This window comes from Gleimia coleocanis DSM 15436 (genome assembly GCF_000159015.1).
Taxonomy (GTDB): domain Bacteria; phylum Actinomycetota; class Actinomycetes; order Actinomycetales; family Actinomycetaceae; genus Gleimia; species Gleimia coleocanis.
This window is the reverse complement of the sequence record NZ_DS999545.1, coordinates 469,214-484,643: the sequence shown is the minus strand read 5'-3', so window position 1 is coordinate 484,643 and position 15,430 is coordinate 469,214. Positions and strand designations below refer to the sequence as shown.

Annotated in this window: 13 protein-coding genes and 1 tRNA gene; 6 read left to right on the top strand and 8 right to left on the bottom strand. The window is 48.8% G+C overall.

Features of this window, described 5'->3' with window-relative positions; all coding sequences use genetic code 11:
* The first annotated feature begins 6 nt into the window (after window positions 1–6).
* Genes HMPREF0044_RS07125 through HMPREF0044_RS07115 form a run of 3 tightly spaced genes read left to right on the top strand, consistent with a single transcriptional unit; the run spans window position 7 to window position 2,116 of the window.
* Window positions 7–786: a hypothetical protein gene (locus HMPREF0044_RS07125; protein WP_006547456.1), complete on the top strand. Its 780-nt coding sequence runs from the start codon at window positions 7–9 to the stop codon at window positions 784–786.
* Between the two features lie 4 nt (window positions 787–790).
* Window positions 791–1,594: a thymidylate synthase gene (locus HMPREF0044_RS07120; RefSeq protein WP_006547455.1), complete on the top strand. Its 804-nt coding sequence runs from the start codon at window positions 791–793 to the stop codon at window positions 1,592–1,594.
* 9 nt (window positions 1,595–1,603) lie between these two features.
* Window positions 1,604–2,116: a dihydrofolate reductase gene (locus tag HMPREF0044_RS07115; protein ID WP_006547454.1), complete on the top strand. Its 513-nt coding sequence runs from the start codon at window positions 1,604–1,606 to the stop codon at window positions 2,114–2,116.
* 119 nt (window positions 2,117–2,235) lie between these two features.
* On the opposite strand, the gene HMPREF0044_RS07110 is transcribed toward HMPREF0044_RS07115, so the two are convergent.
* Genes HMPREF0044_RS07110 through HMPREF0044_RS07095 form a run of 4 tightly spaced genes read right to left on the bottom strand, consistent with a single transcriptional unit; the run spans window position 2,236 to window position 5,387 of the window.
* Window positions 2,236–3,159, bottom strand: a complete 924-nt coding sequence (locus HMPREF0044_RS07110; RefSeq protein WP_006547453.1) for an ABC transporter substrate-binding protein — start codon at window positions 3,157–3,159, stop codon at window positions 2,236–2,238.
* A gap of 31 nt (window positions 3,160–3,190) precedes the next feature.
* Window positions 3,191–3,850, bottom strand: coding sequence for an ABC transporter permease (locus HMPREF0044_RS07105; RefSeq protein ID WP_006547452.1), 660 nt, complete (start codon window positions 3,848–3,850; stop codon window positions 3,191–3,193).
* On the bottom strand, window positions 3,847–4,524 hold the full coding sequence (locus HMPREF0044_RS07100) for an ABC transporter permease (RefSeq protein WP_006547451.1): 678 nt from the start codon (window positions 4,522–4,524) through the stop codon (window positions 3,847–3,849). Before HMPREF0044_RS07100 ends, HMPREF0044_RS07105 begins: the two co-directional genes overlap by 4 nt.
* 2 nt (window positions 4,525–4,526) lie before the next feature.
* On the bottom strand, window positions 4,527–5,387 hold the full coding sequence (locus HMPREF0044_RS07095; protein WP_006547450.1) for an ABC transporter ATP-binding protein: 861 nt from the start codon (window positions 5,385–5,387) through the stop codon (window positions 4,527–4,529).
* A 180-nt stretch (window positions 5,388–5,567) separates the two neighbouring features.
* Between HMPREF0044_RS07095 and HMPREF0044_RS07090 the strand changes: the two genes are divergently transcribed.
* On the top strand, window positions 5,568–6,800 hold the full coding sequence (locus HMPREF0044_RS07090; protein WP_006547449.1) for an MFS transporter: 1,233 nt from the start codon (window positions 5,568–5,570) through the stop codon (window positions 6,798–6,800).
* A gap of 32 nt (window positions 6,801–6,832) precedes the next feature.
* On the opposite strand, the gene HMPREF0044_RS07085 is transcribed toward HMPREF0044_RS07090, so the two are convergent.
* Window positions 6,833–7,402: a hypothetical protein gene (locus HMPREF0044_RS07085; RefSeq protein WP_006547448.1), complete on the bottom strand. Its 570-nt coding sequence runs from the start codon at window positions 7,400–7,402 to the stop codon at window positions 6,833–6,835.
* Between the two features lie 89 nt (window positions 7,403–7,491).
* Window positions 7,492–7,568 (bottom strand) — tRNA-Met (locus tag HMPREF0044_RS07080).
* A gap of 94 nt (window positions 7,569–7,662) precedes the next feature.
* Here HMPREF0044_RS07080 and HMPREF0044_RS07075 point away from each other — a divergent pair.
* On the top strand, window positions 7,663–8,049 hold the full coding sequence (locus HMPREF0044_RS07075; RefSeq protein WP_084799341.1) for a YchJ family protein: 387 nt from the start codon (window positions 7,663–7,665) through the stop codon (window positions 8,047–8,049).
* 178 nt (window positions 8,050–8,227) lie between these two features.
* On the opposite strand, the gene HMPREF0044_RS07070 is transcribed toward HMPREF0044_RS07075, so the two are convergent.
* Together HMPREF0044_RS07070 and HMPREF0044_RS07065 are read right to left on the bottom strand one after the other, a co-directional pair.
* On the bottom strand, window positions 8,228–13,489 hold the full coding sequence (locus tag HMPREF0044_RS07070) for a S8 family serine peptidase (RefSeq protein ID WP_006547446.1): 5,262 nt from the start codon (window positions 13,487–13,489) through the stop codon (window positions 8,228–8,230).
* A 233-nt stretch (window positions 13,490–13,722) separates the two neighbouring features.
* Complete coding sequence (locus tag HMPREF0044_RS07065) at window positions 13,723–14,670, bottom strand: DMT family transporter (protein WP_006547445.1); 948 nt, start codon at window positions 14,668–14,670, stop codon at window positions 13,723–13,725.
* Between the two features lie 215 nt (window positions 14,671–14,885).
* On the opposite strand from HMPREF0044_RS07065, the gene HMPREF0044_RS07060 reads away from it, so the two are divergent.
* Window positions 14,886–15,425, top strand: a complete 540-nt coding sequence (locus HMPREF0044_RS07060; protein WP_006547443.1) for a type II toxin-antitoxin system PemK/MazF family toxin — start codon at window positions 14,886–14,888, stop codon at window positions 15,423–15,425.
* Window positions 15,426–15,430: the final 5 nt, after the last annotated feature.

Sequence of the window (15,430 nt, the reverse complement as noted above, 5' to 3'; positions counted from 1 at the left end):
GCTGAAATGTCTGTTACCGCTGTGATTAAATCTGTCCCACAAAAGATTGCTTCAGGGGCTTCGACAGTGGCGTCTGCGGTCGGAGAACTCCGTAACGTTACTGATTTCGCTTCTGCTATTGACGTAATGGTAGAAGCCCCTCAAGGTTACATTGAAAGAAGCGTAAACCAGCTGCGGATTGAGAATCCTACGGCTTCCCCAGCGGAAATCATTGGTATTTTGTCTCGTCGTTTCCATAAGACAGCTTCTTTGTCTTCAAGTGCTACTGGTGTAGCTGCTTCCGTTCCAGGTTTAGGTACGGTTGCTAGCCTGGGGGTTTCTTCAGTACAGTTTGCGACTTTCTTAGCTCAGGCAGGCATTTACGTGCTCTCTGTGGCGCATGTTTATGGGATTCCTACTGAAGACCGCGAGATGCGTCGCATGCTGGTAATGTCTTCTATTTTGGGTGAAGATGCTACTGATTTAGTAACTGCGAAGCTCGGCTTTTCTTCAATTAACATGATGCGGGCATCTTTTGCCCAGCTGGGTTCTAATGCGACTGCAAAGGTTAATGGTTTCTTAGCGAAGCGTTTGAAGAAGATGGTGGTTCGCAAGGGTACTACCAGTATTTTGGGTAAGGCAATGCCATTTGGGATTGGTGCGGGTATTGGCTACTACGTGGGTCATACCATGGCACACCAGGTGATTAAGGGGACGTCCCAGTTCTTGGGTCCGATTCCAACTCAGTTTGCTTTCCCAGTTACTCTGGAAGCTAAAGTTACCCCGGTATCTGCAGAGGAAAAGTGAGTTTATGGCTGAGCTGAACACTGTTTATGAAGACCTGTTGCGTGAGGTTTTAGAAACCGGCGCGGTGAAAGAAGACCGGACGGGTACTGGGACTGTGTCAGTTTTCGGCCGTCAGTTGCGCTATGACCTGTCCCAAGGCTTTCCGTTGATTACTACGAAGCGCGTGCATTTGAAATCTGTTGTGGGTGAACTGATTTGGTTCCTTAATGGTTCTTCTAATGTGAAGTGGCTGCAGGACAATGGGATTCGCATTTGGAATGAGTGGGCGGATGAGAATGGCGACTTGGGCCCGGTTTACGGTGTGCAGTGGCGTTCTTGGCCAACTCCTGATGGGGAACATATTGATCAGCTAACGCAGATTTTAGAAACGGTTCGTAGTAATCCGGATTCTCGTCGCATGCTGGTTTCTGCATGGAATGTTGCTGAGTTAGACAAGATGGCATTGGCTCCTTGCCATTCTTTCTTCCAGTTGTACGTGGTAGATGGGAAACTGTCATTGCAGATTTACCAGCGAAGTGCGGATCTGTTCTTGGGCGTGCCTTTTAATATTGCTTCCTATGCTCTGCTTACTCATATGATTGCGCAGCAGTGCGATTTGCAGGTGGGTGACTTGGTGTGGACGGGCGGTGACTGCCATATTTACAGCAACCATTTTGAGCAGGTACAAGAGCAGCTTTCTCGTAAGGCTTACCCGTTCCCAACTTTAGAGTTGCGTAAAGCGGAGTCTCTTTTCGACTATCAGATTGAAGATGTAGCTGTGCATGATTACCAGCATCATCCAACTATTAAGGCTCCGGTTGCGGTCTGAGGTTTAACTATGGCTGTAGTTAAGATGATTTGGGCACAGGATGCGGAAGGCAAGCTGGGTTCTGGTTCTGAAATGCTTTGGCACGTGCCGGCTGATTTTAGGCATTTCAAGCAGTCTACGGTTGGGTTTCCCCTCATTATGGGCCGTAAATCGTGGGATGCTTTGGGGCGTTTTGCGCCTCTGCCGCAACGCCGTAACATTGTGGTCACCCGGAATCGGGATTTTATTCCGGAGGGCGGTGAGGTAGCTTTCAGCATTGAGGAAGCTATTTCTTTGGCTAGTGCCGACTCTGAGTTAGTGTGGATTGCTGGTGGCGCACATATTTACGAGCAGGCGATGCCTTTTGCTGATGAGCTTGTGGTAACTTACCTGGATCTTAATGTTTCGACAGCTGGTCCAGTGGTTTACGCTCCGCAGATTGACCCGGCAGTTTGGGAAGTTGTTAAAGCTGAGTCTGATGCGGATTGGCGTGAGAAATCTGGCGATGCCCGTTGGAAAGTTGTGGTTTACCGCCGCAGGTGATTAGTCTGCTCTATAACTCATATGCGAACTCGCGTTGCCATATGAGTTTTCGGGGATTAAAAGTAAAAAACGCATATGCGAACCGCCGTTCGCATATGCGTTTTTACTATCTAAGATTCTTACAGGTTATTTGCAATCCAGTCAGCTGCGATTTGTTCAGCCGCCTGCTGGTCAATCACAGACTTAGAGTTAATGCCTAAGATAGCTGCCTGATCTAGCTTAGCCAAGACCATATTTACAGCTTCTCCAACTTCCGCTGGAACTCGGTCAGAAGCAATCGCAGTGATATTCTGAGTCACAATTAGGTGCTTTGGATCCATCAGTGGAACCAAGCCTTCCTTATCGATCTGTGGGTCAGCAGAGAAGATATTAGCAATATCTACAGTGCCGTCCTTCAGCGCCTTCACAGTCAGAGGGCCACCACCATCTTCAACTGGGACTAGCTCTACATCCAGACCGTACTTTTCCTTCAAGCCCTTTGGACCGTATGGGCGGTCAGCCAGCTCAGAGTTACCTGCCAGGCGGATTGGGCGTCCCAGCTTAGCCAGGTCTTCCAAAGAACCGATACCGTTGTTGATAGAGAACATATCGGTTACGCAGTAGGAGTCCTGGTCAGTTGCTTCAGCCAAATCTAAAACGCGAATACCCTTAGGTAGAGCTCCTGGCAATGCTGCCTTAATTTCCTCAGTGGAAACAGCTGGATCATCAGCCTTGTAGTACTGCAAGAGGTTACCAGCATATTCTGGCATCAAGTCAATCTTGCCGTCCTCGAATTCCTTCAAGAATACTGCGCGCGCACCAATGTTGAACTGACGGTCAACTGCAATGCCTTTGCTTTCCAGAACCTGCGCGAAGATTTCTGCAATGATGCCGGAAGAGTAGTACTTAGAAGAACCGATTACCAATGGACGGTTCTTGTCATCTGCCATTGGCTTCTTTTTGTTTGGATCTGCCAGTGGGTTAGAGTTGCCACACGCAGCCAGGCCGGTTGCGAGAATAACCAGGCCGGAAACGCCTAGCATTTTACGACGAGTAATTTCCATTATTATCTACCCCTATGAGTTGTAGCTCTTATCAAATATGAATCTTACGCTTATTCACACGCTGAAGCTGAGCGAAAACGCCCTCGAAGAAAATCGCGATAACAATCACCAGCAGTGAAGCCACCAGCATCAACGAATAATTCTGCGTACCCAAGCCGCGGAAGAGATAGCGACCCAAACCGCCACCCCCCAAATAGGCAACCAAAGTAACCGTAGAAACCAACTGCAGCATTGCCGAACGCAAACTGCCTAAAATCAAACCCGACGCCAGCGGGAACTGCACCTTCCACAAAACCTGCCAGCTAGTCATTCCCTGCGCGTAAGCAGCATCCACCGTCTGCGGATTAACCGACTCAACCCCAGCATAAGTACCCGCCAAAATAGTTGGCGTAGCCAAAACCACCAGAGCTAACAAAGGTGCCTGCGCCCCAATGCCCAACAGCAAGCCAAACAAAGACAGCAAACCCAAAGTCGGAATCGCCCGCAAACTTCCCGTAGACAAAATCACCAAGGAACGCAACCTACCCGTGTGCCCAATATAAAGACCCAAAGGAATCGCCAGCAAAGAAGCAGCCAAAAGGCACAGCAAGGAATAACCAGCATGCTCTAAAACGCGAGTAAAAACCCCGTCGCTCCCCCACCAGTTCGCAGAATCAGCTAACCACATAAAAGCTTCCACAAAGAAGTTCATACCTGCATCACCAACTTAGCGTTCTGCTTCTGCTTGCTACGCATAACTTTTTGGAAAGGCATCACTAAACGCCCCAACAAAACCAACAGGAAATCAACCGAGACAGCTAGTAAAACCGTAGCCACAATACCAGTGATAACTTCAGCAACAATAGAACGCATCAAACCATCAGTAAACAATGAGCCTAAAGATGAAATCCCCAACAACGCCCCGATAGTCGTCAAAGCAATCGTAGAAACCGCAACAACCCTCAAACCCGCTAAAATAGCTGGACCAGCTAACGGTAAATGCACCTTCCAAAAACACTGCAACGGGCTCATCCCACAAGCCAAAGAAGCCTGTAAAACCTTAGAATCCACCTGGTCAAACGCATCCGCAGCCGCGCGAATCAACAGCGAACAACCGTAAATCGTTAACGCCACCTGCACATTCAAGTTAGAACGTAGGGGAATCCCCAAAATCAACGGAAGCACAATCAACAACGGTAGTGACGGAATAGAATACAACAGCCCCGAAGCCGTCAAAACCCACTCCCGAATCCGCGGTAATTTCGTCACCCCATACGCCACCGACACAGAAATCAACAGCGTAGCCACAATCGCCGGAACCACCAACTGTAAGTGCATTAACAGCAGGTGCAACACCCGATCGAAATTATCAAATACCCACATCATGATTAGATGCCTGCTTCAGCGTCAGTAACACTGCCAGCAACGCCCTCGGGAAAAGAAAGGTGACCCAGCGGACGACCATCCGGGTTAAACACCAGGTTCTGCGCCCCCAACTCAAGTGGAAGCTCCCGATTAATCCCCAGGAAATCAGCCACAAACTGGTCAGCCGGCTGAGACAAAAGCTCACGCGCTGTACCCGCCTGGCGAATCTGGGCGCGTTCCGAAAGCACAATAATCTTATCTGCCAAACGCACAGCCTCATCCACGTCGTGCGTAACGAACAAAATCGTAGTTTTCAACTCACGTTGCAAATCACGAACCAAATCCTGCAACTGGGTACGGACCAGCGGATCAACCGCAGCGAACGGCTCATCCATCAAAACCACACGCGGATTCGGAGCCAAAGCACGAGCAACGCCCACACGCTGAGCCTGTCCACCCGACAACTGAGCCGGATAACGAGAAGCCAACTGCGGATCCAAACCAACCAGCTCAAGCATTTCCAAACCCCGCGAGCGAATCTGCTCCTTAGACAGTTTCGCTTCCCCATTACGCAAACGCAGAACGGTAGTGACGTTATCTAAAACCGTGCGGTGCGGCATCAAACCAGCAGACTGCATAACGTACCCAATAGAGCGGCGCAGTTCCACAGGGTTAAGCTCGGCAACGTCTTGATCATCCCATAAGATTTGCCCAGAAGTAGGAATTTCCATGCGGTTCACGCAACGCAACAACGTGGTTTTACCACAACCAGAAGAACCCAAGAACACGTGGATTTCCCGGGAGGGAATCACATAGGAAAAGTCATCGACGGCTTTCTGTGAAGAGTTCGGGAACTGCTTAGAAACGTTTTTAAATTCAATCATGGGGTTGAATTCCTCAAGATACGACACTATTCACCTAATTTTATGCCCCTTTTTTCCCGAGGGCGCGCGGAAAGAGTTTTTGTGTGAAGATATACATCCCGTGGGCTGAATCCGAGTTTTAAGTGGCGTTAACGTATCCTGGTTCTATCACTAATTTCTTATGTTCTGAAAGCTACGCGCATGCCCGAAACTCCGAGTTTAACCACGCAGCAAGCGAACCGAATCATCCGTACCCTAGTGATAATGGTGTTCTTCACCTACATCGGACAATTCCTGCTGAATGCGGTACTTGCGCCACTGTCGCGCACACTCGGGATGAAAGACTGGCAAATGGGAGCCACCGTCTCTCTCGCAGCTTTCATGGTGACAATACTTTCACAGTTCTGGGGGCGTCTCTCAATATCATGGGGCCGCAAACCAGTTCTGGTAACAGCACTAGTATTCGCAACCATTGCAGGCTCACTCTTTGCTTTCACCACCTACGCACGAGTTTCCGGTTGGATCAGCGCCACTATCGCAGCAGTGGGAATCATTGCTGCACGCGGTGGTTTCTTTGGCGCTGCAGTAGCCGCAGTACCACCCACTGGGCAGGCATTGATTGCAGAAATTACTCCGGATGAGTATTCGCGAGTAAAAGGTATGGCGTCTTTTGGCGCAGCTTTTAACATTGCGACTATTACTGGTTCCTTGCTTTCCGCGTTTTTGGCAGCCTGGTGGCTACTGGCACCCGTCTACGCGACCCCCATTTTTGTAACCCTCGCGCTGCTGATAGCCATTATTTTCCTGCCATCTTCGAAAACCGCAGTGAAACCGAAGAACCCTCCGAAAGTATCATTCCTAGATAAACGAATCCTGCCTTACATTGTGGCAGGCTTTGGCATGTTCTTTACGAACGGCATTATTCAGATTTGTATTGGGTTCATTCTGCAAGACCGCTATGGTTACGAACCGTCTAAAGCAGTGTTCTACACGGGAATCGCCATGGTTCTCACGGCAGCAGGCTCCATGTTTTCCCAGTTGATTTTGATTCCACGTTTAAACTGGCGTCCACAACGCCTGCTACGCACCGGCTTATTCCTGGTCTTTGTGGCAATTCTTTCCCTCATGTTCCACCTGCCACTGTTCGTACTGCTAATTTTTGCTTTCATTCAAGGCATGGGAGGCGGCATCGGTGGCCCCGGTTATAACGCTGGAGCTTCCTTACAGTTCTCTGCTGAAGAGCAGGGCTCAGTCGCCGGATTGTTGAATGCCACCGGCGGTTTAACCTGGATTTTCGCGCCATTCCTGGGGACTTGGGCGTATGGTTATTCCCCACTATTGGCCATCGGTTTAGGAGTCTTACTGGCAGGTTTATCCCTGCTATCAGCGTGGATTAACCCCGTGTTTCGCCCAGTGAAATTACTGCGTAACTAAAACTCAGCTTTCGCATTGCGGGGAAGTTTTATTCAACGCCCTCGGGCAGTGCGGATTCGCAACCACAATGCTGCTCCCAGGGCCAGCAGTGAACCGACCGCAATATAGGGTTGCAGAGGCGCCCAAGTACCCAATGCTCCGGCAGTTCCCATGAGTAACAAAATAATCTTATTGCAGACTGGGCAAGCTACCGCGAAGAGAGCCAAAGTTACGCCCCAGATGAGGCGACCGTTCTGTTTATCTGCTGTCTTTGCAACCTCTGGGGGAATCTGAATAGCAAACCACGCAAAAGTTAAAGCTACGGTAGCGAAAACCACTGGGTATTCCCACCAGCGAATTGGCACTTCCCGCGCAAAGATTGGGTTAGGAATGATATCAGTAGGCAAAGCCAGGAAAAGCAAAGTAAATAACGCCCAGCCGAATGCGACTTTAAGCTGCTGTTGTTTTGTGCGCTGGTTTATCGCGGAAGCTTTCACGTAGCCGGTTCCCATACCTTTTGGCTGGGGGCGGCTGAGAATGGCGAGGGTTTTATCGGTTGATTGCGCTAAGTTTGCCGGAGGGTTTTCCTCTGAAGTGTTTTGCGTTTCCTGCGAGTTAAGCATTAGGCTCCTTTACGAAAGGCTCATTTGCTCTGATTCTACGCATATAAACAAATAACCTCAACACGAAATCGTGTTGAGGTTAGTAGAAGTGGTAGCGGGGACAGGATTTGAACCTGCGACCTCCGGGTTATGAGCCCGGCGAGCTACCGAACTGCTCCACCCCGCGTCGGTAATATCTACCTTACGTCAGTTTTTGAGGGGTATGCAAATCCTAAGCGGGTGTGCTTAGTCACGTTAGGGTGAGTGTGTAGGATAAGGGTATGTCTAGTTTGCTTTGTCCTTGTGGCACTTCCCTACCGTTTATTTCATGTTGCGGACGCTTTCATGCCGGCGAGCCCCCAGAAACTGCAGAGCAGCTAATGCGTTCTCGCTATTGCGCGTTCGTCTTACGTGATGCGGCTTATTTACTGCGCACCTGGGATCCACGGACGCGCCCAGCAACTTTAGATTTTGATGATTCTTTGGTTTGGCAGGGTTTGGAGATTGTGCGCACGGTGCGCGGCCAGGCTGAGGATACTTTGGGGATGGTGCATTTCCGCGCTCACTATCGTTTCCCGACTGAGACAGGTTTTTCCGCGGACGTTCAGGAAGAGCGTTCTAAATTTACTCGCGAATCCACGGATTCGCAGTGGTTGTACTTAGACTGACTTAGTTCCTGCGCGCGAAATCGCATTCCCACGCAGGCAAAACGCGGGAACTCAAACTCGCACGCAAGTAAAACGCGAGAGTTTGATTTCGCACGCAGGATTAGCCTGAACTAAATGGGTTGGGGACTTGCTCACAAGAGTAAGTCCCCAACCCATTATTTAGACTTATTTGTCTTTATCAATGCTGACGCCTACGTAGTGCCAAGAGTGCGATACCCGCTACCAGCAGGATGGCTGAGAGCAGCAGGGTTCCGGAACTGTTGGTTCCAGTATTGGTCAGAGTATCTTTTACTGGGGTCTTAGCAGACTTACCATTTGCGACTCCATCGGTTATTGGGACTCCTACTGGTGGAAGGTTGGTATCAACCTTTGGCCCACTGTTGTTAGACCCTACGCTTGGGTTTGTTCCCCTGTTAGCAGTGATTACACGAATCACAGCGTTGGAAGGCGCGGTGAAGGTGTACTTTCCGTCGGTTTTCACTAACTTTGGGGTTTCGATGGTGCCGTCTGGCAGGATGTATTCTACGGTCCCTAGTTCGGAGCTGAGTACCAGAGCGTAGTTAACTGGGAATACCATGTCAGCCTTAGGCATGAAGGTATTTACGTTACCTTCTGCCGTTGCTTCAATGGTGAGCTTAACACCTTCTGGTACGGTTGCTTCACCGGTAAGGGTTGCTGTGAGGGTCTTACCTTTGGCAGTTACCTTTACTTCTGCTGGGACAGCCGTTGCTTCTTCTACCTTGAACGCCACAGTAGTTGCATTAACGTTGCCAGCTTTGTCGCCAGCTTCAACTATTAGGGTATTGTCGCCGATTGGAGCTTCTACCTCAACGGTTACTGCCAGTTCAGTTTCTGGGGTTTCAGCCGCTACTACGTTGCCAGTTGCGTCAGCTGCAGCGACTACAGCTGCACGTTCTGAAACTGCATCTGCTACGGCAGTTGCATTCGGCGCGGTTGCTTCATCGACAGTAGTTTCTGCGGTTACGGAAACCTCTGCGATAGGTTCTTCCAGGTTGCTAGCACGACCTGGATCCAGTGGTGTGCTACCGTCACCCAATCGTTTGCCGGTTGCGTCGTCACCTTCCTGCACAAAGGATGCCTTTGGATGTGGAACTGCCTTAACAACCTTGGTAGCTACCTTTTCACCGTTGAGGGTAACGTTAAGACCCTTGAGGTGAGCGTCATTAGCGGTCACGGTTACCTGCTTGGTAAGTGTTTTCTGACCGAATGGTACCTTATAGGTAGCACCGTCTTCGATTCCAGAGACAGTCGCGGTTGGCAGCGTTGCGTCTACAACGATTGGGATTTGACGTTCAGTGTAGTTTCCGAACTGGTCGTAGAGACCAAGCAGGAAGATGTCTCCGTCTTCGCCGGTTTCTAGTCGATCAAATGTACGGGTGGTTGCTTCGACGGTAGGGTCGAAAATGCTGAGCACATTTTCGATGATATTGCCATTGAGCGCCATCGCGTATCCGAAAGCGTTATCCGCAACAGTCCCCTTAAATTGAATTTCCCCAGCTTCCTTTAGGTAGATAGCACCATCTGGATTTATCGCTGGTTTGCCTTCTTCCAGGGTGTACACCGGCAGTACGGAGTCGAATAGGATCCGCAGAGAAGTATCGTGAATGACATTTCCCTTAGTATCAATGAGTTTCAGGTTCACTGGGGTGATCCCCTGGGCTAATTCAATCTCGTACACGAACTCGCCGGTAGTTGCACTGAATTCCACGTCATTCCCCTGAATCTGCAGAGTCTGTGGAATAGCACTGAGAATCCCTTCCCAGTTGTAGAAGTATTTTCCGTCGCGCTGCGTTACATTTGCATCATCCTTGGTGACGATATTTATATCCGCGGTCTTAAGATCCCCAAAAATTAGAGTGCTTTCTGGGTTAAACACACCATTTGAAATACGTATCAGTTCACTAGTGCTGTTTACTCCGTCTGTTACTTCTAGCAGAACCAGGGAAGCGTGTTCAGGAACTTCTGCCTGATAGGTGAATTCTTCGTTTATCACCGGCAGTTCTTCCTCGTCGCTGACTCCTACGACCGTTAGATAGACTTCCGGTTCTGCGAGGTTGTCAGTGACACGTCCACGCAGATGAATTTCCATATTTTCATCGCGGGTAATCGTGTAGAGGCCAGAGGCATCATCACGCTGAGCGTCAAATAGTTCTACGGTTGGATCTGCGGCGTCGTAAGTGAATGTAAAGGTCTTTACTTCCGGTTGGCTACCGCCATATCCACGTACTACTACGGTATTTTCATCATTTTCTGTAACTGCAACGCTAGTATCGAACCTACCGTCAACCAGTGTAACTTCTTGACCGTTCACGGTTATACGATTAACTGGTTCAGTTACTTCACCTGAAATCCGGCGTACCCCGTCTTTAACTATAAGTTCATCGTAGAAACCAGATTTAGCCTTCGGGCCTATCGCTTCCAGCTCCCATTCTTCTTCAGCATCAATATCCAGGTGACCTGGGGTTACCTTAATCTTTTGCGCATATTCGTTTCCTGCAAGGTCTGTAACATAAAGCTCCGCAGTGCGAATATTTGAAAGTAGGTGTGCTGGAAGTTGCAGTTCAAGTTTGTTCTCTGCATTTAACTCAGCTGGGATAGATTGCAAACCGTTTAGGGTGATACCAGTAAATCCTAAACCTGAACCAGAATCAGATGCGGTGAACGTAACGGTTACGTCCTTCGTTACTTCGTCAACCTTGATTTCGTCTAACTGGACAGTTGGTTTTACGGTATCAACCTTGAACTTCATTTCGGTGAGCTGTGGCGCGAAACTGTCATCCAGTTTCGCTGCAAGCCGATAAGTGTATTCGCCATCTGCTAAGTATTCAAAGTCGCCAATCTTTTTGTTGTAGATACGACCGTCGAAACTAATTTGTGCCAGATCGTGCATTACGTTTGGCTGTTGCTCCTGGTATTCGGTTACGGAGTGACGAGATACGAAACTTTCCTTACCGAGTTCACGCAAAACCTTTCCAGTGGAATCAACGATAGATCCTCTGATTTCTTTTGCGTTACGTAGCAGAACAACTTTTGCGAGCAAATTGTCGCGGTTTTGGTCACCGTTTGGTGAAATCCAGAAGTCACTGCCGTCTTTATACGCTACTTCGTTCCCGGTAATACTACGGGTAGTTAACTGGGTACGGTAACGGTTATCATCTGGATTTTCGAATAACACGTCGAATACCGATGGGTTACCAAGAGGCGCGTCGATAATCCGTTCAGCATTCCAGTCACCAGCGAATCCGAGGACGGGCACTGAAAGTGTCGGAACTTTAGGATCTGTAGAGGTGAACTGTGACCACGCACCCAACCAGTGCGCTTCAGTAGCATCTGGGGTCAGAGTGTAGGTCACAGATGCGGTGCCACCGGCTGGAACAGTAACAGTATTTGCATCTGCAGTTAGGGTTTCAGCTGGATTGCATTCAGTCTGGGTTTTCTCACCCTCTAGGTTAGTTTCATTTACTACACAGGTAGCACCAACTTGATATTCGCGGTCTACAAGGCCTTTGTTCTGCAGTTTAACGGTGAAGGATTCAGCAGACTGTACTTCTTTTAACGCCACCCATGGGGAGTTATCTACAGTTGCAAATACGTCAGTTTCGATCGCTGCTTTCGTGTTAACTAACCCTGCCCCCATTTGGCGTGGCGAGAATGGCACGCCCGCATCATTTTTCAAAACTTGCGCGGTATTAGCCAAAGCAATGCGGTTGAGCTCATTGAGTTCATTTGGAGTTAATCCCGCGTACTTTTCTTTTGCTTTCTGCAGAACCAGTGCAGTTACACCCGCAACGTGAGGTGCAGCCATAGAAGTACCGGAGCTGTTTTCGTACTCATTGTCGTTGAAAGTGGACCAAACTTCCCCGCCGATACCAGCGATCTGTGGTTTAAAGTCTAAGCTCGAGGTAGAACCCCAAGAGCTGAAATCAGATGGGGTTTTCGCAGAAGAGACAGGATTTGGCTCCAAATCATCAGTGAAAACTAATGTGGTTTCTCCCTTTTCGATCATTGCTTTGAGGCGCTCACCAGCAGAGTGTGTCATCCCCACACCGACAATGTCGAATCCATCGATGCCAGCCATCCCCGGGATTGTTTCACCGCCGCTTGCGTGGTTGTAAACAATAACACCGATTGCACCTTTTTTGACTGCTTCCTGGAACTTCTTAGAGAACGCAATTTCACCACGTTCAATAAGTACGTAAGCTCCACGCGCATTATCTGGTACTTCACCCGGCTTTCCAAGTCCCCCGTATACAACCCGGTGTGGATTACCATCTAGGACACCGGTTTGTAAGCTATAAGAGAAACTTGCCTGCGTGTCTGCCTGCACTGCTCGAGCAGCGCGGGAAACGGAGGAAACATTGTCTACTGAGGCAACAGCAAGAGCTGTAGTTGCAGTTGCAGGGCTACCTACCGTGCCATCATCCAATAAACCAAGAACGTCATCGGTTACGCCAGAGGCTGAGAAGTTAAGCCCCTCATTTCCCGCTGCAACAATAACTTCAACGCCAGCATCGGTAGCTACTTTAACTGCACGCTGTTCGCCCTCTGTGGTTCCTGAAAAACCATTAGGAGAACCCAAAGACATATTAATAATGTCAGCTTTATGTTTAACAGAGTCTTCCAGAGCGGCAATAATGTCTTCTGTAGAAGCACTAACTCCCTTAGATGACTCATTTGGGAAAACTTTCATTGCCAACAGCTGAGCGTTTGGTGCTACACCGTTAATACGCCCATTGGTGTATGGGCTGGCGTCTGCTGCGCCACCGTTTGCCGCGACAATACCAGCTACGTGCATGCCATGTTGGGAAGAAGTAAGGTCCTTTACCTCATTATTATCGTCGGCATAGTTGTAGCCCCACGGAACTTTAGTGGTGAAGCCAGCTGCTGCAGTCAGCTTAGTCTTTGCACCAGAATCAAGAATCATGTCCTGGTGGTGTATGTCAATACCAGTGTCAATAATAGAAACAACGATTCCTTGACCGTCAACGCCATGTTCTTTACGAGCGTCGGTTGAAAAAGTCAGATCACCCGCAGTTCCCATCAGCGGCTTATATTCACGGGTACGTTCTACGGATGCTACATCTGGTTCAGCTGCGATTTCTGCCAATTTGTCTTCTGGAACCATCGCCGCCAGGCCCTTAACGAGGTAGCCGAAAGAGCGGTCTGGTTTAATGCCGTATTTTGCTACCAGATGATCGCGAAGTTTATTTACTGCGCGTAGGTTTACCAGTTCCGAACCTGGTCGGGTTGGCTGGTTGTGGGTAAGAATCATTACCTTCACGTACTGGGTTTGCTCAGTAGTGTTGGCATTCTGACTTACTGCGGGAGCTGGTTCAGTTTCTGTCGCGAACGCGACAGCAGGGGTGAATAGCAACCAGGCAGCGGTTACGCCAGCAATAACACGCTTTGAGCGTTTCATGGTTTTCCTTCCTGATCGACGCATTTACATTCAGAATTGCAAATATTTATTCAGGAAACAAACCAGTTTCAAGTAATTAAATAAACTTAAAATAGTAAAAGGAACGTAAAATAAGGGAAAAGAATCGTTTATAACAATTGCGTATCAGAATGACTTTTCTCACCTGCTGGACGCAACCTAAAACCACGAAAATAAAAAGAAAACTAAAACCTTAAAAGACCGCCCTCGGAAAACTAATTATCCGCATGCTCCTTCTCCTCAGCCGGACGATCCGTAGTCAAACGATCCTCATAAGTGCCATGAGACGGCCGCAACTCAGAAACAATCATCGCCAACAAAATCAACGCGCCACCCAACACCATGCGCAAAGTCAAAGACTCGCCACCAAACTGAATCGCAAAAGCAGCCGCAAAAACAGGTTCCGTAGCCATCACCACACCAGTCCGAGTTGGACTCACTTTAGACTGCGCCCAAGTCTGAATAAACAATGCCAAAACAGACGCGAACACAATCAAGTAAATCAGCGCAACCCAACCGGCAGTGGACTTAGGAAGCTCTACCCCACCAGGAACCGCAGTCACCACAGACACCAAAGTCAACCCGAAAATCTGAATAATCGTCAACTGGAAAGAAGTCCGCTCAGTAGACCAACGCCCCAACAAAATCATATGCAAAGCAAAAAAACCCGCAGAAGCTAAAACAATCAGCTCACCCCAGCCAATATGCCAGCCATTCAAACTTAAAATCCCCATACCCAGCAACGCCAAAAATGTCGAAATCAAAACATAACGACTAGGAATCACCCCATACATCACCAACATTAAAAGCGGAATAATAATGATGTACATCCCCGTAATAAAACCAGCCGTAGACGCCGGAGTCATCGAAATACCAACAGTCTGAAAAACCTGGCCCACACCAAAAATCAGGCCAACAACCATCCCGTGTTTCCAAGTATCACGGTCAGCCTTACGTAAAGTTGGGAAGAAAATCGCAGCCATAATCACAGAAGTAATCACATAACGCACACCCAACATGTCGTAAGGAGAAATCTCAGCAACCAGATCCTTAATGACAATGAAGGTCGAACCCCAAATCGCGGATGCAACTAACAGAGCCAGAACCGGCATAAACTCTTTACGCGTTTTCACAGCGTGCGCCTCATGACTTTCTTCAGACATTTTCCAACTTAACTAGTTTATTGATTTTAGCTTTCACCCGCGAACTAAAAACCTGTGATTTAGCAGGCGAAACCCCGCGAGCGCTTTACGTTCTATTGACAATCCAGGAATACCTACAGGGCTTTCTCAATTGGTTGTTCATTCACTACTGCTGATTTTGTCAGAGCGCATCGCTAAACTAATTAGTAATAGGTATAAACGTCGAAGGAGATGTCGTGAACTTCCTACTTGATCTGTTACTAGACATAGTAACTTTGATTCTCGCACCGGGTGGAGAACGCTCTAAGAAAAAGGGCTCAAAGAAAGAAAAACCGCAACCATCCGACCCCCACAGCGATGCTCCCGTCCCCCACGACTCATATTTCCTTCCCGAAAACATGCCCCTACCAGATTTTGAATACCGTCCTTCACAAGATGGCAACGCAGACCCCGGCGAAGTAGTCTGGGCATGGGTTCCCTATGAAGATAACCCCACACAAGGCAAAGACCGGCCCGTGCTAGTACTAGCAGAAATACAAAACGGGTTCGTCTGCGCACAAATGACTTCCAAAAATCATAAGGATTTTAAAGAAACTCGCTGGGGGCGTCGCTGGATGGACATCGGCACCGGCAGCTGGGACAGACAGCACCGTAATTCGGAAGTCCGCTTAGACCGTTTCGTTTTCGTCCCCGCGCACGCAGTCCGTCGCGAGGGCGGACGCGTCAATGAAACCACATATAAGAAAGTAGTAACCGCGATTAAAGCGTTGCGGTAGACGTA